This is a genomic window from Exiguobacterium sp. FD-YE-25-4 (assembly GCF_057004685.1).
Map to the genome: position 1 here is coordinate 902,059 of NZ_CM168041.1, position 20,384 is coordinate 922,442.

Annotated in this window: 22 protein-coding genes; 17 read left to right on the forward strand and 5 right to left on the reverse strand. The window is 51.7% G+C overall.

The features are described 5' to 3' along the window. Positions 1-227 precede the first annotated feature (227 nt). The 4 genes from AC13H5_RS04635 to AC13H5_RS04650 all read left to right on the forward strand — a co-directional run bounded on the left by AC13H5_RS04635 (position 228) and on the right by AC13H5_RS04650 (position 4,851). Positions 228-557, forward strand: coding sequence for a nucleoside triphosphate pyrophosphohydrolase (locus AC13H5_RS04635; protein ID WP_483546390.1), 330 nt, complete (start codon positions 228-230; stop codon positions 555-557). Further along, positions 550-2,907, forward strand: a complete 2,358-nt coding sequence (locus AC13H5_RS04640; RefSeq protein ID WP_483546391.1) for a DEAD/DEAH box helicase family protein — start codon at positions 550-552, stop codon at positions 2,905-2,907. Before AC13H5_RS04635 ends, AC13H5_RS04640 begins: the two co-directional genes overlap by 8 nt. A 20-nt stretch (positions 2,908-2,927) precedes the next feature. Beyond that, positions 2,928-3,185 carry a hypothetical protein gene (locus tag AC13H5_RS04645; RefSeq protein ID WP_483546392.1) on the forward strand — a complete coding sequence of 86 codons (258 nt, stop codon included), beginning with the start codon at positions 2,928-2,930 and terminating at the stop codon, positions 3,183-3,185. Positions 3,186-3,312: 127 nt separating this feature from the next. After that, complete coding sequence (locus AC13H5_RS04650) at positions 3,313-4,851, forward strand: hypothetical protein (RefSeq protein ID WP_214752478.1); 1,539 nt, start codon at positions 3,313-3,315, stop codon at positions 4,849-4,851. 111 nt (positions 4,852-4,962) lie between these two features. Here the strand turns inward: AC13H5_RS04650 and AC13H5_RS04655 are convergent, their stop codons facing one another. From AC13H5_RS04655 to AC13H5_RS04675, 5 genes are all read right to left on the reverse strand, one after another. Next, complete coding sequence (locus AC13H5_RS04655) at positions 4,963-5,319, reverse strand: DUF1304 domain-containing protein (RefSeq protein WP_483546393.1); 357 nt, start codon at positions 5,317-5,319, stop codon at positions 4,963-4,965. A gap of 1 nt (position 5,320) precedes the next feature. Then, the gene (locus AC13H5_RS04660) at positions 5,321-5,614 is read right to left on the reverse strand and encodes a putative quinol monooxygenase (RefSeq protein WP_214752481.1); all 294 of its coding nucleotides are present in this window, start codon (positions 5,612-5,614) and stop codon (positions 5,321-5,323) included. Between the two features lie 15 nt (positions 5,615-5,629). Then, the gene (locus tag AC13H5_RS04665; RefSeq protein WP_058763170.1) at positions 5,630-6,268 is read right to left on the reverse strand and encodes a nitroreductase family protein; all 639 of its coding nucleotides are present in this window, start codon (positions 6,266-6,268) and stop codon (positions 5,630-5,632) included. Between the two features lie 23 nt (positions 6,269-6,291). After that, on the reverse strand, positions 6,292-6,702 hold the full coding sequence (locus AC13H5_RS04670) for a MarR family winged helix-turn-helix transcriptional regulator (RefSeq protein ID WP_034776750.1): 411 nt from the start codon (positions 6,700-6,702) through the stop codon (positions 6,292-6,294). A gap of 121 nt (positions 6,703-6,823) precedes the next feature. After that, on the reverse strand, positions 6,824-7,576 hold the full coding sequence (locus AC13H5_RS04675; RefSeq protein ID WP_483546394.1) for a hypothetical protein: 753 nt from the start codon (positions 7,574-7,576) through the stop codon (positions 6,824-6,826). 179 nt (positions 7,577-7,755) lie between these two features. On the opposite strand from AC13H5_RS04675, the gene AC13H5_RS04680 reads away from it, so the two are divergent. The 13 genes from AC13H5_RS04680 to AC13H5_RS04740 all read left to right on the forward strand — a co-directional run bounded on the left by AC13H5_RS04680 (position 7,756) and on the right by AC13H5_RS04740 (position 20,377). Beyond that, positions 7,756-8,157 (forward strand): GntR family transcriptional regulator, encoded by a 402-nt coding sequence (locus AC13H5_RS04680; protein WP_483546395.1) that lies wholly within the window; start codon positions 7,756-7,758, stop codon positions 8,155-8,157. Beyond that, a complete protein-coding gene (locus AC13H5_RS04685) occupies positions 8,132-9,013 on the forward strand; it encodes an ABC transporter ATP-binding protein (RefSeq protein WP_483546396.1) in 882 nt (293 codons plus the stop codon). The genes AC13H5_RS04680 and AC13H5_RS04685 overlap by 26 nt, the downstream gene beginning before the upstream one ends. Further along, a complete protein-coding gene (locus tag AC13H5_RS04690) occupies positions 9,003-10,130 on the forward strand; it encodes an ABC transporter permease subunit (RefSeq protein WP_483546397.1) in 1,128 nt (375 codons plus the stop codon). The genes AC13H5_RS04685 and AC13H5_RS04690 overlap by 11 nt, the downstream gene beginning before the upstream one ends. Positions 10,131-10,146: 16 nt before the next feature. Further along, positions 10,147-10,614, forward strand: a complete 468-nt coding sequence (locus AC13H5_RS04695) for a DUF4825 domain-containing protein (protein ID WP_483546398.1) — start codon at positions 10,147-10,149, stop codon at positions 10,612-10,614. A gap of 137 nt (positions 10,615-10,751) precedes the next feature. Further along, a complete protein-coding gene (locus AC13H5_RS04700) occupies positions 10,752-12,425 on the forward strand; it encodes an AMP-binding protein (RefSeq protein WP_483546399.1) in 1,674 nt (557 codons plus the stop codon). Positions 12,426-12,505: 80 nt separating this feature from the next. Continuing rightward, positions 12,506-13,084 (forward strand): fatty acid metabolism transcriptional regulator FadR, encoded by a 579-nt coding sequence (locus AC13H5_RS04705; protein WP_034776763.1) that lies wholly within the window; start codon positions 12,506-12,508, stop codon positions 13,082-13,084. A gap of 79 nt (positions 13,085-13,163) precedes the next feature. Next, entirely contained in the window at positions 13,164-13,937 is a 774-nt protein-coding gene (locus AC13H5_RS04710) for an electron transfer flavoprotein subunit beta/FixA family protein (protein WP_483546400.1), read from the forward strand. 13 nt (positions 13,938-13,950) lie between these two features. Next, entirely contained in the window at positions 13,951-14,916 is a 966-nt protein-coding gene (locus AC13H5_RS04715; protein WP_034776767.1) for an electron transfer flavoprotein subunit alpha/FixB family protein, read from the forward strand. 106 nt (positions 14,917-15,022) lie between these two features. After that, entirely contained in the window at positions 15,023-15,337 is a 315-nt protein-coding gene (trxA, locus tag AC13H5_RS04720) for a thioredoxin (protein WP_034776769.1), read from the forward strand. Between the two features lie 371 nt (positions 15,338-15,708). Next, the gene (locus AC13H5_RS04725) at positions 15,709-18,138 is read left to right on the forward strand and encodes a Na+/H+ antiporter subunit A (RefSeq protein ID WP_483546401.1); all 2,430 of its coding nucleotides are present in this window, start codon (positions 15,709-15,711) and stop codon (positions 18,136-18,138) included. Beyond that, entirely contained in the window at positions 18,122-18,559 is a 438-nt protein-coding gene (locus AC13H5_RS04730; RefSeq protein WP_034776773.1) for a Na(+)/H(+) antiporter subunit B, read from the forward strand. The genes AC13H5_RS04725 and AC13H5_RS04730 overlap by 17 nt, the downstream gene beginning before the upstream one ends. Further along, positions 18,559-18,900 carry a Na(+)/H(+) antiporter subunit C gene (locus tag AC13H5_RS04735; protein WP_021066825.1) on the forward strand — a complete coding sequence of 114 codons (342 nt, stop codon included), beginning with the start codon at positions 18,559-18,561 and terminating at the stop codon, positions 18,898-18,900. Before AC13H5_RS04730 ends, AC13H5_RS04735 begins: the two co-directional genes overlap by 1 nt. Then, complete coding sequence (locus tag AC13H5_RS04740; RefSeq protein WP_483546402.1) at positions 18,893-20,377, forward strand: Na+/H+ antiporter subunit D; 1,485 nt, start codon at positions 18,893-18,895, stop codon at positions 20,375-20,377. The genes AC13H5_RS04735 and AC13H5_RS04740 overlap by 8 nt, the downstream gene beginning before the upstream one ends. The last annotated feature ends 7 nt before the right edge of the window (positions 20,378-20,384 follow it).

Here is a 20,384-nt window from a genome sequence, read left to right on the forward strand (position 1 = left end):
AATGTTAACAAATTGTTTGAAGAAGAACACAGATAAAAGAATCTCTATAGCTATGAATAATATTTATTTTCAGAATTAGTATTCATTATCATTGAAATTATCTGTAAGTTCTTAAGACTATTTTTTAGAGTCAACAGTGATTGTTTGGAGGACAACCAAGACTAGTTTGTCCATTCCTTCAAAATTAATCCACTCAAAAAAATCTGGGGTTTAATGGAGGGAATTTAATGACTAAATTCAACAAGTTAATCCGCGACCGCATCCCTGAAATCATCCATGAAGCAGGGCAAATTCCTGTCGTCAAACATCTCAATCAAGCCGAACATTTCGAACAGGCTCGCTTGAAGCTCTATGAAGAAATCAAAGAGTACGAAGAGACGAACATCGATGAAGAATCACTCGAAGAACTTGCTGACATTTTGGAACTCGTCTATACGCTCGGTAAGATGCATGGTGCGAGTTTTGAGGAATTGAATCGCATCCGTGAGGAGAAACGTGAGAAGCGGGGCGGTTTTGAAAAAGGTCTCTTCTTGGAAGAGGTCCTTGACCATGAGTGAGTTACGTCTGCACACGAGTCATTTACGAATTCCATTACAACACCAAATCGACGCGGCGACTGAAATTTATATGGTCGTCGCGTTTGCGCAAGTATCAGGTGTTCAGGAAATCGCTGAGGCACTAAAGCGTGCAGTCGAACGAGGGGCACAAGTTCGGATTCTGATTGGGGATTATCTCTATTTGACGAATCCGGATGCGCTCGAGATGCTCATGAAGATTGATGGTGTTGAATTGCGACTGTATCGTTCGAAGGGCCAATCGTTCCATCCAAAAGCCTATTTGTTCCGTACCCAAGATGGCGGGACGTTCTTTGTCGGCTCCTCCAATCTGTCGCATAGTGCCTTGAATCGAGGTGTCGAATGGAACGTCGAGATTCCAGCAAGCATCTCGGAGGACGTGTTCGAACAATCAGTCGACGCGTTTCATGACCTGTTCTATAGTGATTACGCCCAAATCATGAACGGCATCTCGTTACAGCCTTACAGGGAAGAGTATATGGCCCGACAAGAGCGAATGAAGGAAGCGGAGCTGGTTGCAGCACCACCACCTGTTTATATCGAGGATGATACAATCACGCCAAACACTGTTCAAGACGCTGCCTTGAAGGCGTTACGCGAGACGATGGACGAGGGTAGACGCAAAGCGATGCTCGTGCTCGCCACCGGACTCGGGAAGACGTATTTGAGTGCCTTCTTCGCCCGTCAGTTCAAGCGGGTGCTCTTTATCGCGCATCAGAAAGAAATTTTGCTCCAAGCGGAAGCTTCATACAAAAGAGTATCGAGTGAATGGAAGACAGGTCTGTTACTCGGTGGTGACTCGAGAGATGAGCAGTCAGCCGACGTGCTATTCGCTTCGATCCAAACATTGGCATCCAAACATCGAATGCAACAGCTTGCGCCTGACCAATTCGACTTGATTATTGTCGATGAGTTCCATCATTCGGCTGCACCATCTTATCGACGCGTTCTTGACTACTTCGAACCGAAGTTTTTGCTTGGATTGACGGCGACGCCAGATCGGTTGGATGGGGGAGACGTCTACGCATTGTGCGATGACAATGTCGCCTATCAGATGCACTTCACTGAAGCGATTGAAGAGTCATATTTGACACCGTTCCATTATGTCGGTGTTTATGATGAAATTGACTATTCCCAGATTCGATTGATCAATGGTCGTCGCTATGATCAAGACGAACTGTTGGCGGAGCAGTTAAAGGAAAGTGTCGCTCAAAAAATCTTTGATGCCTGGCGGATGCATCACCAAACGCGAGCGCTCGGGTTCTGCTCGTCGGTCACTCAGGCTGAATACTTGGCCGACTATTTCCGCCTGCAAGGTGTTCAAGCCGTCGCGTTACATAGCCAGACCGAATATGACCGAACCGATGTGATGAGTCAATTGAAGCAAGGATATCTCGATATCATTTTCGCGGTCAACTTATTCAATGAAGGGGTCGATATCCCGGAGATTGATACGTTATTGTTCTGTCGCCCGACGGAATCGTTGACGGTCTTCACACAACAGATCGGTCGTGGGTTACGTCTATTGAGCGGTAAGACGCACTGCACCATCATAGATTTGATTGGCAACTATAAAAACATCGATAAGAAGTTGGCGTTGTTGACGATGAAGAGGCAACCGATTGTAAAAGAGCTCCCGACAAATGAGACATTGCCTAAAGGGTGTAACATCGAATTCGATTTACACGCCATCGATTTGTTGAAGCGGATGGTGACACGGTCTTCGACGCGTCGACAACAGCTGGAGCGGAACTACTTCATGGTGAAGGAGGAACTCGGAAGGCGACCGAGTTATTTAGAGTTGATTCAACGCGGGGAATACTCAATGGACGCCTATCGTTCTGAATGGAAGAAAGACGGTGGCTTTTACGGATTCTTCAACCGGATGGGGGAGCTGAGTGACGAGGAGAACCATCTGTTTGAAGAGTCGAAGTCGTTGTTGCTCGAAGTGGAATACACCGACATGACGAAGAGCTATAAGATGATTGTGCTATCAATCATGCTGAACCGAGGGATCGATGGATGGCTTCAGCCACTCTCGGCGAGTGAGGCGGCTCGTCCTTTCTATAAGTTCATCAATGCAATCCCATATCGACAACAGATTGATGGGCAAACGAAAGACTTCCAATCGCCGTTCCAACAACAACGAATCGAAAAGTTACTCTTACGGATGCCGTTTGATAAAATAGCTAAAGGACCGTTCTTCGTGACGGGGGAGTCGTTACATATCGAGCATGATGAAGCGTTTGCTCATCCTTTGGTTTACGAATGGGTCAAACAAATCGTTGAAGTTCGACTGCATCATTACTTCAGTCGTAAAGCTTCAGAGTGATTGGGAAAGGAGTCTTTAACTTGAAACGCGCACTACTTCGCAAAATCCAATTTGCCCTCCAGCATCATGGCGGGACGGCGTCATTGAAAGAAATTAACGAATATATCGAGCGGTCGTACTATCAACTCGAGCTCGATCGGTATAAAGATTGGAAGGCTCACGTCAATAAACAGATTCGCGCCCATTCGAGCGATTCGGCCAGCTTCAATGGCAAAGATGACTTGTTTTATTCCACGGGAAATAAAGGCGTTTGGGGCCTTCGCCAATCGAATAAATAACCGAAAGCGGAACCATTTCAGTTGGTTCCGCTTTCAATGTTTACAATCCGTCACACCCCCTTGTCACAGAATGTTCAATCCTGTAAACTTCGAAACAGTGTGAAAAAAATGTATAAGGGGTTTATCCATGGAAATCGTTCAGCAGTTATCGCAAGTACAATTACTCAACCAATTCTGGTTGCTCATGGCCTTCGTCATCCCGATGGTCATTTTATCACGGATGGTCGTAGCCGGTTCACGGTTCTCACCAATCCTCGTCATCGTCATCTTCGGTCTCGGACTTGGCTTCGCCATGGTCGAGATGGGCATCGCGACACCGGGTCTCCCTGAGTTCCCGCTCGTCGACTTCATGTCACGGACGACCATCATCGCACTCGTTGTCTCATTCTTCGTCGGCGGCCAAGAGCTCCGTAAGATTTTGAGCAAGCAAGAGCTCGACATGAAAGACATCGTCGTGCCATCGAAAGAAGAGATGTTCCTCGGGACAGGACGGACACAGTTCATCTTCATCCTCCGTTCGTTCTTCTTGCTCGTCGGTCTCGAAGGATTCTTCCGCATGATGATTCAACCGGGCGCGGCAGAGGGCATCATGCTCTACTACCCGATCCTCGCGTTGATTGGTCTCGCGGCATCGTTCCTCTTAATCGACCACAAGGCTCAAATCGACGATAAGAAGGTATACATGCGTAAAGGCGTCATCGAGACAGTCTTGATGCTCGTCATCTTGTTCGTGTCGTACGGCATCGCCGTAGCGGTTCAACCGATTATCGCGCTTCCGCAAATCTTCTTTGCCATGTTGCTTTCGTCAGCACTCGGTGCCATCTTCCACAACTGGACGTATGGACCGACCGTCCGTGCGCTTCTGTTCGCCGGGATCCCGGTCGTCTTGGCCGCAAACTTCATGGTCGGTGGCTCGCGAATCGGTGATGCGTTCGCCATCGAAGGCATGAACTCGATTCTCGTCTACGGTTTCTTCGGTCAGTTGTTCTGGATGTTCGGTGGGATTGCGCTCCTCATGTGGTTCGCCCGCACAGGACATATCCGCAACCTCGCACCAGGTATGGCCGGCTCGCTCTCACACAGTGGTCTCACAGGCGCATGTACGGCCGGTGACTTCGGTCAAGTGGCCGCGAAACGTGCCCCAATCATGATCAACATCCCGTTCTTCGGTCACATCTTCGTGTTCTCGATTTTGGCAGTCAGTGCCGACAACGGAGCGCTCTGGATTTGGCCGACGGCGATCATCGTCTTGGTCGGTCTCACGTTGACTGCGCTCTCGCTTAAAAACTTGCGCGGTGCCAACGGAGAAGACTTCAAAGAAGTGAAGGCACTCATGCAGTTCTCGTTCGGTTGGCAGATGATGGCGGTCTTCGGTGGACTCGTCCTTCTCACGTTCAGCACGATCGCGTTCGACTACACGACGATGGCTCAATCGTCAGCCATCTCGCACTTCGGTCTCTTCGCAGCCGTGCAGGGCGGTATGTTCGGGACGGAAGCGTCGCTTCTCATCCCGCTCATCTTCTCGATGCCATTCCTCGTCCATCCGATCGTGTTCTACATGTTCGGGAAGGCGCTCGATAATAACGGTGAAATGCCGCGCGTACCAGTTTACGCCATGGCGCTCATCGGTGTCGTCGGAGTCTCGTTCGCGATTCTCGGCGTATAACAAACAGCCGCTTCTACAAATGCGTAGAAGCGGTTTTTTGTATGCCGAAACATCGGACCGATGAATCGATGGGACAAAAAAACGGTCGACACGAGGTCGACCGCTTCAAGCTCACAACAACATGGACAACAGCGTCAAAATCGCCAATCCACCTTGCGTGAGGATAATTTTTTTATTGCTCGTGATACTGCCGTACAACGCGACGAGCACGATATAGATAAGAAGCATCGTGACGATCTCGATCGACTGGCTGACGAACAGACCGTACAGCAAGCCGACGCCGATCAACCCGTTATAGACGCCTTGGTTCTTGAACAGCACCGACACGGAATCACGCGCGAGCTCTTGTTCCGTCATGTTGAAGACACGGGCCGTCGTTTTCGAACGAGTGGCGAACGTCTCTAAATACATAATGTAGAAGAACTCGAATGCGACGAGCGTTCCGAGGACGAAGGTGAGCCCGGACATGTTAGTTGGCCGTCGCGACTTCCGTCACATGGAGCACCGGTTTCGCCGTCACGTAGTTACCTACGTTTTGGGCGAACGCGATGAGGTCCGGGTTTTGGTTGTGTTGTTCGACGGCCGCTTGATCGGCCCAGTTCTCGATCATGACGAAGCGGTTCTCCGACGTCGTCGATTGGAAGAGCTCATAGCTCAAGCAACCGGCTTCTTGTTTCGATGAGTCGATAAGCTTGTTGATGTCCGCCAAGAAGTTTTCAAATTCCGTTTCTTTCACGTCGAAAATAGCGTTAATTAAGATCATGTAGGTGTCCTCCGATTATTTGAATGATGTGATTTTTTCAGCGTCGAGACGTACCGATTGGTAGCCTTCTTCTGCAGCTTTACCGACCGAGAGGATCATGACCGGCACGTAACGGTCTTTATCTAAACCGAACGCTTCCGCGAGTTGGTCTTTCTCGAAACCGCCGATTGGGTTCGTGTCGTAACCGTGGGCACGGGCGACGAGCATGAACTGCATCGCAGCGAGACTCGAGTCGATTTTGACGATGTCGTTCATCTCTTGTGTCGACAAGTTCTTGTAGTACGGGAGGATGGCGCCGAGCTGTTGGTCGCGTACTTCTTGCGGCATTTTGCCTTCCGCGACAGCTTGGTCGTAAATCTCTTCACCGAGCTCGTAGCATTCCATGTCGCCGAAGATGAGGACCATCGCAGCCGACGTGTCGTTTTGACGGACGTTGAAGCGGATGAGCGGCTTGAGCGTTTCTTTCGCCTCTGGGCTCTCGACGACGACGAAGCGCCACGGTTGCATGTTGACTGAAGAAGGGGCCGTTGTCGCTTCCTCGATCATTTGAAGCATTTCAAGTTGTGAGATTTTGACGTTCTCGTCGTAGACGCGGATCGATTTGCGACCGAGCATCACGTCAGTGAATGTGTTGTTTTCGAATGTAGTTGCCATGGATATTACCTCTTTCTCTCTTGTTATAGTTGGTTTAGCTTTTGCAGCAGACTCGACAGCTGATTGATTTCTGACTCGGACAGCACTTTCGTGATCAAATGTTTGCCACGGTCGTGGTCTTGTTCACAGCTCGTCAAGTCATGCTTGGCTTCGTCGGTCAAATGGACGAATACTTCACGATGGTTCGCGGTGTTCCGTTCCCGGCGGACGTAGCCTTTTTCTTCAAGAATCTTCAAATGGCGGGTGATGGCCGCGTTGTCGATTTTCATCGCCTGCTGAATCTCGCTTTGCGAACAGACGCCCTTGTCATGCACGATCATGAGCATCTCGTAGCGGGTCAGGCTGAAGCCCGTCTCTTTCTCGAACGAGGTCGCGACGCGTTGGTCCGCCAGTTTGATTTGGTATAGCAGTCGGCTGATATCTCGTAATTCCATCTGTGGTGTCTCACCCCTCTCATTTGATAAGTCAATTGTTGACTCGTCAAATGTAAAACATTCACGCTGTGCTGTAAAGGAGAATGCTCACAAAAAAACCATCCGCTCGTGCGAATGGTGATCAGTCTTCATATTTTGTGCCATCGAAGTGGTAGTCATGGATGAACGTCGTCTCGTCGAAGCCATACAGTCGATCATGGCGATTCAAGTCCTCGATTGTCTGAATTTCATGCATCGCCGGTTCTCCCGGTAAAGAATCGCGGGCGACGTTCAAATACCGCTCGGTGAAGTCGTCATCCTCATACGGTGTCCCGTCGAATGAGAAATGAATCGAGTAGACATCATCTTCCAAAGCTCGTATCACGCCGAGCATCCGATGTTTCTGCGCATCGGTATTGGACCACTTCTCGTGGAACATGATCGACACGTCCAAGAACTCTTTTGACTCGACGTCGAAGACGGACGTCGGGGTAGGGCGTACGGTCGTCGCAACATCCTCATCCACACCGGTCGGTACACTCGCGCGAACCGTTTCCGCCTCCGTCAACAAGTCGAGTTGCTCGAGACGCTCCTTGAACGTGTCTTCGGCTTCTTGCTGCCAGACATGTTCGAGCACGTTGTCATGGATCGTTTGATCAGTCTGATACGTCTCAGCCCAATAGTCACCTTCGAGTATCGGATCGGTCAGGGTGAATTCGGCCGCATAGCCGCCCATCTTCCAGTCGCGCTTTAGCGTGACCTCGACGTCTTCTCCATATGTATCTTCAATATAGGTCGCGTATCGTTCTTCCTCATCTTGTTTTGCGTAAGTCGACCATGTCGTGCCAAGCGCGGTCACGGCGACAGCGGTTGCGACTAACCATCGTTTTCTCATTTTTGATTCACCTCTCTACCAATGTACCTGAAATGGAAGTGTACTACCTCGGTCCAAAGTCGTATTCAATTTATTCCCAAATGCCTGTAAACTGAAAGTGCCCTTTAAGAACTATTGTATTTACGTGTACTAATACATATAATACACTTATACCACGTACACAAGAGAGGGTGTGACCCATGTTATATAAAATTGATATGAAAAGCGCGGAACCTTTGTATGAACAAATTGTCAATCAGACGAAGGCGCTCGTCATCCGTGGGATTTTACGGCCGGGCGATAAAGTCATGTCGGTGCGCGAACTTGCGACCGATCTCGTCATCAATCCGAACACGGTCAGTAAGGCGTATCAGGAACTCGAGCGGCTCGGATTGCTCGAGATGCATCGCGGGCGGGGGACGTTCGTCTCCGAGGACTGGATCGACCAGGACTCACCGCGCGCCCCAATCCTTGAGGCGATCAAGAAGCTCGCCATCGATTGCCATTACGCGAACATCACGCTCACTGAAGCGCTGACGCTATTTGAGACAGAGTATAAGAAAGTAGGGGAGAACCATGCTGACAGTCCAGCAACTGAGTAAGAAAATCGATCGACAGCAAGTGCTAGATGATATCGATTTCACCGTCGGCGCCGGGGAAATCATCGCCCTCGTCGGACGGAACGGGGCCGGTAAGACGACGCTCCTCCGGACGATGGTCGGCATCATCCGACCGGACACGGGCGACGTCCGCTACGGTCCATCGAGCATCTTTGAAAAAGCAGAGTTAAAGCGTGACGTCATCTTCGTCCCGGATTCGGCCGACGCGCTCAAACATTATACAGTCAACGAGGCGGCCGCACTCTACGAATCAATTTATCCGACGTTCAACCGTTCAACTTTTAGAGAGACGCTCACACGATATAACATCGACAACAAGAAGATTCGCCAGCTCTCGAAAGGGCAGAAGGCGATGGTGACGCTGTCGCTCGCGTTCGCCGTCCAAGCGAAGTATTATCTGCTCGATGAACCGACGGACGGACTCGACGTCGTCGCTAAATCCGACGTCTTGAAGCTGATGATCGCCCAAGTCGAGGCGCGCAACTGTTCGATTATCGTCTCGAGCCACCAGTTGCACGAGCTCGAACGCATCGCCGATCGTGTCATCATGATCGAAAAAGGTAAAGTCAAGGCGGTCATGACACTCGATGAGGCACGTGCCTTGAGCGTCAAGTGGCAAGTCGTCTTCCAAGAAGAAGTGCCTGTCGCACTGCTCGAGCGTAAAGATATCGAGATTTTGAGCGTGACCGGCCGTGTCGTCTTGTTCATGGCACGAGAACGATCGGATGAACTCGAGGCGTTCGTCGACAGCTACAAGCCGATGCTCGTCGAAGAGATTCCGATGTCGCTCGAAGACGTGTTCCGAGTTCAACTAGGAGGTGAGTCGAATGTTGTCTAACGTATTGCTCAAAAAAGATTGGAAGCAAATATCACTTTTATGGATGTTGCTCATCGCGCTTGCGACACTCGCATATACCATGCCGGTGTGGACCGAGATGCAATACTACGATGAACAGATTCGTGATATTCAACAGAATCCTTCACAATATCAAGAAGGGACGCCAAATGACATCGCTACACTCACGATCGAAGACTTCTTCAGTGCGACAGCTGGGGCTGGTTATATGATCGGTGAATTAGGTACGCTTTTGCCGATCGAGACGGTCGTCTTCCTCTACGTCGTGTTCGGGTTCTTGATGGCATCTGTCTTGATTGGCAGTGAGCGCAACAGTCAAATGTCCGACTTTTCGATGTCACTCCCATTCAGTCGCAACCAGCTTTACATATCGAAATGGTTGATTGGTGTCAGTGGCATCGTCCTTTCTTCGATCATCGGTGGGGCAATTATGCTCGTCCTCATTCACTCGTCACGCTATGCCTTCTTAATTGAGGGACAGACGTTGAAAGTGACCGCGGTCATCGGTTTGGTCATCCTGATCGGAATCTCTGTCTTCACGCTATCGCTTTGGATGGGCTCGTTCGGAGGAGAGGCGATTTCCCAAGTGCTTTGGTCGATCGTTGCCTTCTTATTCCCGATCGGCATCCTATCATTGGTTCAAGGCTCGATTTATTCGTTTACAGGATATAGCTCGTACGATTGGTATGCAGAAGCAATGGAGAGTCTCCCGATGCGAATTTTGTCGCCACTTGTGAACATTGCGAACGTCGATACGTACAACTTGTTCACTGACAACACGGAATGGCGTAATTTCATGACGCTCGCGCCACTTAGCTCGCTCCTCTTCATCGGGTTGTCGTTCGGGCTTGGACTTGTCATGTTCAACCGGGCTCCACAAGAAAACAACGGGCGCTTCTTCATGTTCACGAACTGGCTCTGGCTCGTTCATGTCATTATGGTACTTTGTTTCGCCATGCTCGGGGGCATCATTCTCTCGGTCATTTCGTACCCGACGAGTGTCACGCTGTACATCATCGGCTTCTTAATCGGTGGTTTCCTCGCGCATTTACTCGCGAAACGTTTGCTTTACCGCTTCAACCTGAAACTGAAATCATAATAAAAGGAGGATTTTCATGAAACGGCTCAGTCTGCTCGTCGTCTTGCTCATCGTGCTCGCTGGATGCGGGGACACCGAACGATCGAACGCTTTCCAATACAAAGGGTCTTACGTCGGGGACAACAGCGCCGTCGCCGGCATCGCCCAGACGTTGCCGATGCACGACTGCTACAAGTCGATCGAGCTGCATACGAAAAAACGTCCTTACGGGCTGACGATTCGTTATAGTGATCCTGAGATTGAACGGATCGAACAGGAGCGGCTCGCGATTCGGAATGCGGCGACGTACTTCACACTCGTGCAAAACACGGAGATTGTCCGCTTCGCTTTCCCGAACCGGACATATTCGTTCTCGCGCCCGGAGATGGAGGCGTGGCTCGACATCGACTTCTCGACGATCAAGTGGGAAAAAGAATTAAAGGATCACTTGGACGAGAAAATCAGCAACCAAGAGCAGACCGAAGCCTATTTCAAGAGAATCTGAACGTGTGCGGAAACTTTCATCCGCGCACGTTTTTTCGATATTTTCTGAAAATTATCGGGTAAAGGGTAGATGAAAGCGTTTTCTTGGCATTATAATAGAGTTAACTGAATGACTATTCATTCCAAGGAGGAGAATCGATGAACAAACCGTGGTTGCAAGATTATCCAGCTGACATGCCAGAAACGATTGATTACGAGGTGAAGCCGCTCTATGAGGCGCTATCCCGGGCCGCTACCGATTATCCGGACCGGACCGCCGTCTCTTTCATCGGCAAAGAGTTGACGTTCGCCGAGGTCGATGACGCGGCGAAGCGACTCGCGACGATGCTCCAATCGAAAGGCCTGCAAAAAGGGGACCGCGTCAGCCTGATGCTCCCGAACTGTCCGCAATACGTCATTTCATTCTACGCCGTCTTGTACGCTGGTGGAACGGTCGTCCAGACGAACCCGCTCTACACCGAGCATGAGCTCGAGAATTTGATCACCGACTCAGGTGCGAACATCCTCATCACGCTCGACCTCCTCTATCCGAAATCGCTTCGTGTGAAACAGAAGACGGACATCAAGACGATCATCACGACGAGCATCGCCGACTATCTTCCGTTCCCGAAGAACAAGCTGTACCCGATCAAAGTGAAACGTGAGAACAACATCGTCATCGATACGACAGGTTCGGTCGCATTCAAAGATTATAAGAACTTCGGGCCGATTACCCCGATCGCGATCGATCCGAAAGAGGATGTCGCTGTCTTGCAATATACCGGCGGGACGACAGGGTTGCCAAAAGGCGTCATGCTGACCCACTTCAACTTGACGGCGAACGTCGACCAAATCTCGAACTTCTTCTATAGATATAATCGAGGCGACCTAAAGCGTGTCTTGAGCGTCGTCCCGTTCTTCCACGTCTACGGGATGACATGCTGTCTGAACTTCGGGATGGCGAACGGATATGAGCTCGTCCTCGTCCCGCGCTTTGACGTCACCGACGTCTTGAAGACGATCCACAAGAAGAAGCCACACTTCTTCCCAGGTGCACCGACGATGTATGTCGGCATCCTCAACGATCCGAAATTGAAGAAATATGACCTGTCGTCAATCGAGGCGTGTATCTCCGGATCGGCGCCGCTCCCGGTCGAGGTGCAGGAGCAGTTCGAGAGCATCACGGGCGGTCGCATCGTCGAAGGGTACGGGTTATCGGAGACGTCACCGGTCACGCACGCGAACTTCCTATGGGATAAACGGATCGTCGGCTCGATCGGCGTGCCGTTGTCGGACACATCTGCTAAAATTGTAAAGGCAGACGGGGAGACGCCGGCGGATGTCGGTGAGATTGGTGAAATCATGCTTCATGGCCCGCAAGTCATGAAAGGATATTGGCAGAAGCCGGAAGAGACGGCTGCCGTCTTGAAGGATGGATGGCTCGCGACCGGTGACCTCGGCTATATGGGCGAGGATGGTTTCTTCTATATCGTCGACCGGAAGAAGGACATGATCATCGCCGGAGGCTTCAACGTCTATCCGCGTGAAATCGAAGAAGTACTCTATGAGCATCCGGCCGTCAAGGAAGCGGTCTGTATCGGCGTCCCGGACCCATATCGCGGCGAGACGGTCAAGGCGTTCATCGTGACGCGTGACGGCGCCAGCGTGACAGAAGAGGAGCTCGACAAACACTGTCGCGAGAAGCTCGCGGCGTACAAAGTGCCGAAGCTGTACGAGTTCCGTGAGGAGTTGCCGAAGACGTTCGTCGGTAAGATTTTACGTCGTGTCCTCGTCGACGAAGAGAAGGCGAAACAAGTGAAACAAAGCAGTTGACACAACCGTGTCACATGATAGAATAATAAATGAATGAACCATCATTCATTTTTCTGCAGCGGTAAGGAGCTTGGGTGTTTATGACAAAGAATGGATCAAAAAGTGACCGCATTATCGATGCGGCAGTGAAAGTGATTGCGGATCATGGCTATCACGGTGCAAAGGTGACGGCCATCGCCAAAGAGGCGGGCGTCGCCGACGGAACGATTTATCTGTACTTCAAAAACAAGGAGCATCTGTTGATTGAATTGTTCCAAACGAAGATGGGCTTGTTCATCGACTACTCGAAGCAACAGATCGAGCAGGAGACGACGGCCGGCGACAAACTCTATCAGTTGATCGAGTCGCACTTGAAGCAACTGTCGGCCGATTACGACCTCGCCGTCGTGACGCAAATCGAGCTTCGGCAGTCGAACTTGGCGCTTCGTCAAAAGATCAGCGAAGTGTTGAAGCCGTACTTGAACTTGATCGATGCGGTCGTACAGCACGGGGTCGACACCGGCGAGTTCGACCAAGAACTTGACTATCGCCTCGCCCGGCAGATGATCTTCGGCACGATTGATGAAGTGGTCACGAGCTGGATGGCGAGCGGCTTCAAATATGATTTGATGTCGACGTTACCGAAAGTACACCATATGTTAAAAAAAGGGCTTGCTTAACCGTAAGCCCTCTCGCTAGCTCAAAAAATGAATGGAGATTCATGAATGATGGTGCGAACAACTTAAAGGGGGAACTACGATGAATATTTTTGTATTGCTGAAGCGTACGTTCGATACAGAAGAAGCGATTCAGCTCGAGAATGGGGAAATTCAAGAAGACGGCGCTGAGTTCATCATTAACCCGTACGATGAGTATGCGGTCGAGGAGGCCATTCGCAAGCGTGACGATCTCGGGGGAGAAGTCACGGTCGTGACGGTCGGTCCAGAAGACGCGGACAAAGAACTTCGCACGGCGCTCGCGATGGGTGCGGACAAAGCGGTCCGTATCTCAATCGAAGATGACGTCGAGGACGCCGATCACGTGACGATCTCAAAAGTGCTCGCCACGTACTTGAAGGAACAAGCGCCTGACCTCGTCTTTGCCGGGAACGTCGCCATCGACGGCGGCAGCGGCCAAGTCGCACCACGCGTCGCTGAACTGCTGGACATGAACTACGTGACGACGATCACGAAGCTCGACATCGACGGCACGACGGCGACGGTCACACGCGACGTCGAAGGGGACACCGAAGTGATCGAAGTGGCGCTCCCGCTCCTCGTGACGGCGCAACAAGGGTTGAACGAACCGCGTTACCCGAGCCTTCCAGGTATCATGAAGGCGAAGAAGAAGCCGCTCGAAGAACTCGAACTGTCGGACATCGACCTCGATGAAGACGAGATCGAAGCGAAGATCGAGACGATTGAACGTTTCTTGCCAGAAGAGAAGAAAGCCGGACGCATCCTTGAAGGGGATACGTCGTCACAAGTGAGCGAGCTCGTTCAATTACTTCGCACGGAAGCAAAAGTCATTTAAGGGGGACACATAGATGAAAGCTCTAGTACTCGCAGAAGCGCGTGAAGGCGCGTTACGGAACGTATCATTCGAAGCCATCGCCGCGGCGAAGCAACTGACGGACGACGTGACGGCGGTCGTCATCGGGGATGATGTCAAAGCACTCGCCAATGAACTCGGGGAATACGGCGCGGGACGCGTCCTCGTCATCGAAGACGAGCGTCTCAAACACTATACACCAGACGGTTACGGACAAGTGCTCCGCCAAGTCATCGACCAGGAGTCGCCGGACATGATCGTGCTCGGCCATACGGCGCTCGGGAAAGATATCGCACCGAAACTAGCGGCTCGTCTGGACGCCGGTCTCATCAGTGACGTCGTCTCGATCGAAGGGTCAGGCAAAGACGCCGAGTTCGTCCGCCCGATTTATTCAGGGAAAGCGTTCGAGAAAGTGAAGTTCAAAGACTCGGTCATGTTCTTCACGATCCGTCCGAACAACATCGACGCTCTTCCGCGTACGGCTGGAGCGAGTGTGTCGGTTGAGACACCGAGCGTGGAGCTCAAGGACCTCGCCATGATCGTCAAAGAAGTCGTCCGCAAGGCGACGGGGAAAGTCGATTTGACGGAAGCGAAAGTCATCGTCGCCGGTGGCCGTGGCGTCAAGAGTGAGGACGGCTTCAAGCCGCTCGAAGAGCTCGCGGAATTGCTCGGCGGGGCCGTCGGTGCTTCACGTGGAGCATGTGACGCCGACTACTGTGACTACGCGCTACAAATCGGGCAGACCGGGAAAGTCGTCACGCCGGACTTGTATATCGCCTGCGGCATCTCTGGGGCGATCCAACACTTGGCCGGGATGAGCAACGCCAAAGTCATCGTCGCCATCAACAAAGACCCGGAAGCGAACATCTTCACCGTGGCCGACTACGGCATTGTCGGTGACTTGTTCGACGTCGTCCCGCTCTTGACGGAAGAGTTCCGCAAACACCTCGTCAATAGCTGATATGCAGAATGTTTGGGGAAACGTACCCTCCGTGGTATACTCTGAACATGAAATGCATGAGAGTTCTTAATCGGCTCTCACATCTTACTGGGGAGGTATTTACCAAATGGCTATTAAACACGCAACGACTCAAACATTCGAACAAGAAGTAAAAGAGGGCGTCGTCCTCGTCGATTTCTGGGCAGCTTGGTGTGGACCGTGCCGCATGATCGCACCGGTACTCGAAGAGCTTGACCAAGAGATGGGCGACCAAGTCCAAATCGTGAAACTTGACGTTGACGAGAACCCAGAAGTAGCGGGTGCTTTCCAAATTCAAAGTATCCCAACACTCATGATGTTCAAAGACGGACAACCTGTTTCGAAAACAATGGGCTTCCAACCAAAAGAAGCACTCAAAGAGTTTATCGCGACAGCAAAATAATGCGTACAGCCGACCGGGGAACTGGTCGGCTGTTTTTTGTTGGGCTCGTTAGGGAAGAAGGAGTTTAGTCGTTTCGCATGGAATAACAACGGTTAAGGTTCGGTCCGGATTTAACGGAGAATCCGGAAAAAGTACCATCTGAAAACGGATACATACGACGCTTGATCAGAATTTTTTTTCGTCGCTTTTTGTCGACTCTCTTCATATTTAACAGTCCGGTATTTTTTGACGAGGCTCTGAAAAGCGGGAAGGTTTTATCATGGAAACAGACTGAAAATTTACGCTATACTCATGAGGAAGACATGATGGCGTCAAGTGACCTTAATAATTGGCCCATCGCTTGTAAGACTCTGTTCGAAGGAGGAATTTTCTTGTCGGTGTTACATTTAGCTATCTTATTGCCGCTTCTCGCGGCACCGTTCATCCCGTTCTTGTTCCGGGCGCTGAAGCGAATCCATACGGGTTGGTTCGTGTTAATCGTTCCGGTCGTCCTGTTCGTCTACTTCTTCCGCTACATCGGAATCACGAGCGCGGGGGACGTCGTGACGGAGACGGTCGAATGGATGCCATCGCTCGGCATCAACTTCACGGCCTACGTGGACGGGCTCGGATTATTGTTTGCCCTCCTCATTACAGGGATTGGGGCGCTCGTCGTCCTCTATTCGATTTACTATTTGAATAAAGACAAAGAGTCGCTCGGTCATTTTTATGTGTACCTGCTCTTGTTCATGGGTGCGATGCTCGGTGTCGTCCTCTCGGATAACATGGTCGTCATGTACATGTTCTGGGAACTCACATCGATTTCGTCGTTCCTGTTGATCGGGTATTGGTACGAGAAAGAACGCTCACGCTACGGGGCACGTAAGTCGATGCTCATCACCGTGTTCGGGGGCTTGTCGATGCTAGGGGGGATTGTGATCCTCGAGTCAATCGTCGGCTCGTTCAGCATCCGTGACATGGTCGCCAATCAGGCACTCATCGCCGACAGCCCGTTCTTTATCGCGGCGATGATTCTCATCTTGCTCGGCGCCTTCACGAAGTCAGCGCAATTCCCGTTCCACATCTGGTTGCCGGATGCGATGGAGGCACCGACCCCGGTCAGTGCATACCTTCACTCGGCGACGATGGTCAAGGCCGGTCTCTATCTCGTCGCACGGATGAGTCCGGTGTTCCAAGAGTCGTCACTCTGGCTATGGATCATTGCCTCGGTCGGGACGTTCACGCTCTTCTGGGGTTCGTTCAACGCGGTCAAACAGACCGATTTGAAGGGGATTCTCGCCTTCTCGACGGTCAGTCAGCTCGGTCTCATCATGTCGCTTCTCGGCCTCGGGGCCGCGGCGCTACATTATGACGGCATGGATGACAACATCTATATGGTCGCGACGATCGCGGCAATCTTCCATTTGATCAACCATGCGACGTTCAAAGGGTCGCTGTTCATGATGGTCGGAATCGTCGACCACGAGACGGGGACGCGTGACATCCGTAAGCTCGGCGGTCTGATGACCGTCATGCCGATCACGTTCACGATCGCCGTCATCGGTTCGTTGTCGATGGCAGGGTTGCCGCCGTTCAACGGCTTCCTCAGTAAAGAGATGTTCTTGAAGGCGACGACGAAAGTGTTCTCGATGGACTTCTTCGCGCTCGATACGATCGGCATCTTGATCCCGGTCGTCGCGTTTATCGCGAGCGTGTTCACATTCATCTACAGCTTGATTATCTTCACCCGGACGTTCATGGGCAAAGCCCAGTTCGACCGGTTACCGAAACAGCCGCACGAGGCACCGATCGGGATGCTCATCCCGCCAGCGATTCTCGCTATCCTCGTCGTCGTTCTCGGTTTCGTACCGAACGTGTTGTCGAACTCGCTCATCAAGCCGGCCGTCGAGTCGATCTATCCGACGCTCGTCGCGAGCGGGCAGGACGTGAAAGTCGACATCTACTTCTGGCATGGATTGACACCTGAACTCTATATGACGATTGGGGTCATCCTGCTCGGGACGCTCATGTTCTTCACGATCAACAAGTGGATGGGCATCTACAACCATATCCCACATCGCTTGACGCTCAATGGCATGTACGACGGGACGCTCGTCTGGTCGAACAAGGCGGCGTACCGCTTTAAAGACAACTATATGACGGGCTTCATCCGCTCGTATTTGGTGTACATCTTCTTGTTCTTGTCAGGCATGATGTTGTTCTCGATGTATCGCTTCGACTTGTTCGACTTCTCGTTCGGCGAGATGGAACCTGTCGCACCGTATGAATACGTCCTTGGGGCGGTCGTCATCTTGGCATCGCTCGCGATTCTGTTCATGCGTTCGCGTCTGCCGTCGATCATCTTGCTCGGTGTCGTCGGATACTCGGTCGCGTTGTTCTTCGTCTTCTTCAATGCCCCGGACCTCGCCTTGACGCAGCTCGTCATCGAGACGGTATCGGTCGCCTTGTTCTTGCTCGTCTTCTACCACATGCCGGAGATCAGCAAGAAAGAAGTGCGTGTTAAGTTTAAAATCGAGAATGCGATTGTCTCGATTTTCGTCGGGGTGACGGTGACGCTCCTCAGCTTCATGGCGCTGTCGAACCGTTCATTGTCGTCAATCTCCGAGTATTATAAAGAAAACGTCTATGACTTGGCAGCCGGGAAGAACATGGTCAACGTCGTCCTTGTCGACTTCCGTGGCTTTGATACGTTGTTCGAGATCGTCGTCCTTGCCATCGCGGCCATTGGGATCTATACGATGATCAAATTTAGAACGACAGTACGTACGAAAGGAGCGCGCGAACATGAACCGAAAAAATGATCAAGTCAATGACGTCATCTTACAGACGGCCGCGGTGATCATCTTCTTCATCATCATCGTGTTCTCGATCAATTTGTTCTTCGCCGGGCACTACTCGCCGGGCGGAGGTTTCATCGGTGGTTTGATGACAGCGGCGGCGCTCGTCCTCTTGCTTCTCGCCTTTGACTCGAAGACGCTCGCTGACGTGCTCCCGTTCGACTATCGGAAGATGACGGCGCTCGGTCTCGTCATCGCGATGCTGACGTCACTTCATAGCATCTTTTGGGACCGTCCGTTCCTGACGCACGCCTATGACAAATTCGATTTGCCACTCTTGGGCGAACAGACGCTTCACACGGCGATCGCCTTTGACCTTGGCGTTTACCTTGTGGTCATCGGTGTGACGATGACGATCATTCAAACGATTGGAGAGAGTGAATAATGGAAATCTTCGTTAGCATCATCATCGGTGTCCTGACGATGAGCGCGGTCTATATGATTCTCTCAAAGAGTTTGTTGCGCATCATCATCGGCACCGGGTTGCTCAGCCACGCTGCCCACTTGCTCGTCTTGACGATGGGTGGACTGAAAACCGGAGCGGCACCCGTTCTCGTCGATGGGGTCACGGAATATACCGACCCGCTCCCGCAAGCGCTCGTCTTGACGGCGATCGTTATTAGCTTCGGGGTGACCGCGTTCTTCCTCGTGCTCGCGTATCGGGCTTACCAGGAATTGAACACGGATAATATTGAGGAAATGAAAGGAACGGAATCGAATGATTAACTTACCGATCTTTCCGATTGTCATCCCGGCGCTTGCGGCCATCTTTCTTCTCTTCGCACCGAAGCAAGTTCGTCTGCAACGCGGAGTGGCACTCGGGGCTTTACTTGTAACGTTTGCAGTGACGGTGCTGCTCATCTTCACTGTGTCTCAAGACGGCATCATGACCGTCAACTTAGGGGACTGGCCGGCACCGTTCGGAATCACGCTCGTCTCGGACATGCTGTCGGCACTACTCGTCGCCACGTCGACGTTGCTCGTCTTTTTCATCGTCTGGTTTGCGACCCATTACTTCTCAGACGCCTATGAATCGAACTACGTCTACGTCGCGATGCTGTTCCTTCTCGTCGGGGTGAACGGTGCCTTCACGACAGGCGATATTTTCAACTTGTTCGTCTTCTTTGAAGTCTTCCTCATCTCGTCGTACGTGTTGATCGTGCTCGGCGGGAAGGGCGTCCAGTTACGCGAGTCGATTAAGTATTTGCTCGTGAACGTCATCGCCTCGGCGCTGTTCGTCATGGCCGTCGCGCTTCTTTACGGGACGGTCGGTACGCTCAGTTTGGCGGACCTCGCGCAAAAGATTCCCCTCGTGGAGAATCAAAGCGTCATCACCGTCATCGGTGTGTTCTTCGTCATCGTCTTCGGCTTGAAAGGGGCACTCGTGCCGCTTCATTACTGGCTCCCGGGCTCGTATGTCGTGGCGCCGACACCGATTCTCGCCATGTTCGGGGCGCTGTTGACGAAAGTCGGCGTCTACTCGATCTTACGGACGTATACGCTCCTGTTTGATGGCGGAAGTGCGTTCATGCAGAACTTCTTGATTATCCTCGCCGTGTTGACGATCGTCATCGGGATGATCGGGGCGATCGCCTATAACGACGTCAAGTTGATCATCATCTACAACATCATGATCGCCGTCGGCGTCATCTTGTACGGAATCGCACTCAACACGCAGACATCGCTTGAAGGGGCGCTCTACTATTTGATTCATGACATGTTGATCAAGGCTGCCTTGTTCATGCTCGTCGGGATGATGATCGGCATCACCAAGTCCGGTCAACTGCGCGACATGGGCGGTTTGATCACCCGCTTCCCATTGTTCGGTTGGACGTTCTTCATCGCAGCGTTGTCGCTCGCCGGGATTCCGCCACTCAGCGGATTCTTCGGGAAACTGTTGATCGTTCAAGGCGGGGTCGGGGAAGGCAGCCTGTTCGGGCCGCTCCTCATCTTGCTGTCGAGTCTGTTCGTTCTCTTCTCGGTCATCAAAATCTTCTTGTACGGATTTTGGGGAGAAGAGAAACGAGTCTATGACGGTCCGCTCGTGCCGTATATGAACCGCCTCATCGTGCCGACGTTCTTGCTTGTCGCCGTCGCGGTCGCCTACGGGTTTGGTGCCGAAGCGATGCATCCGTTCATTACCCAGGCAATCGAACCGCTCGTGCAACCCGAAATCTATATCGATGCCGTGATTAAGGAGTGATTTAGAG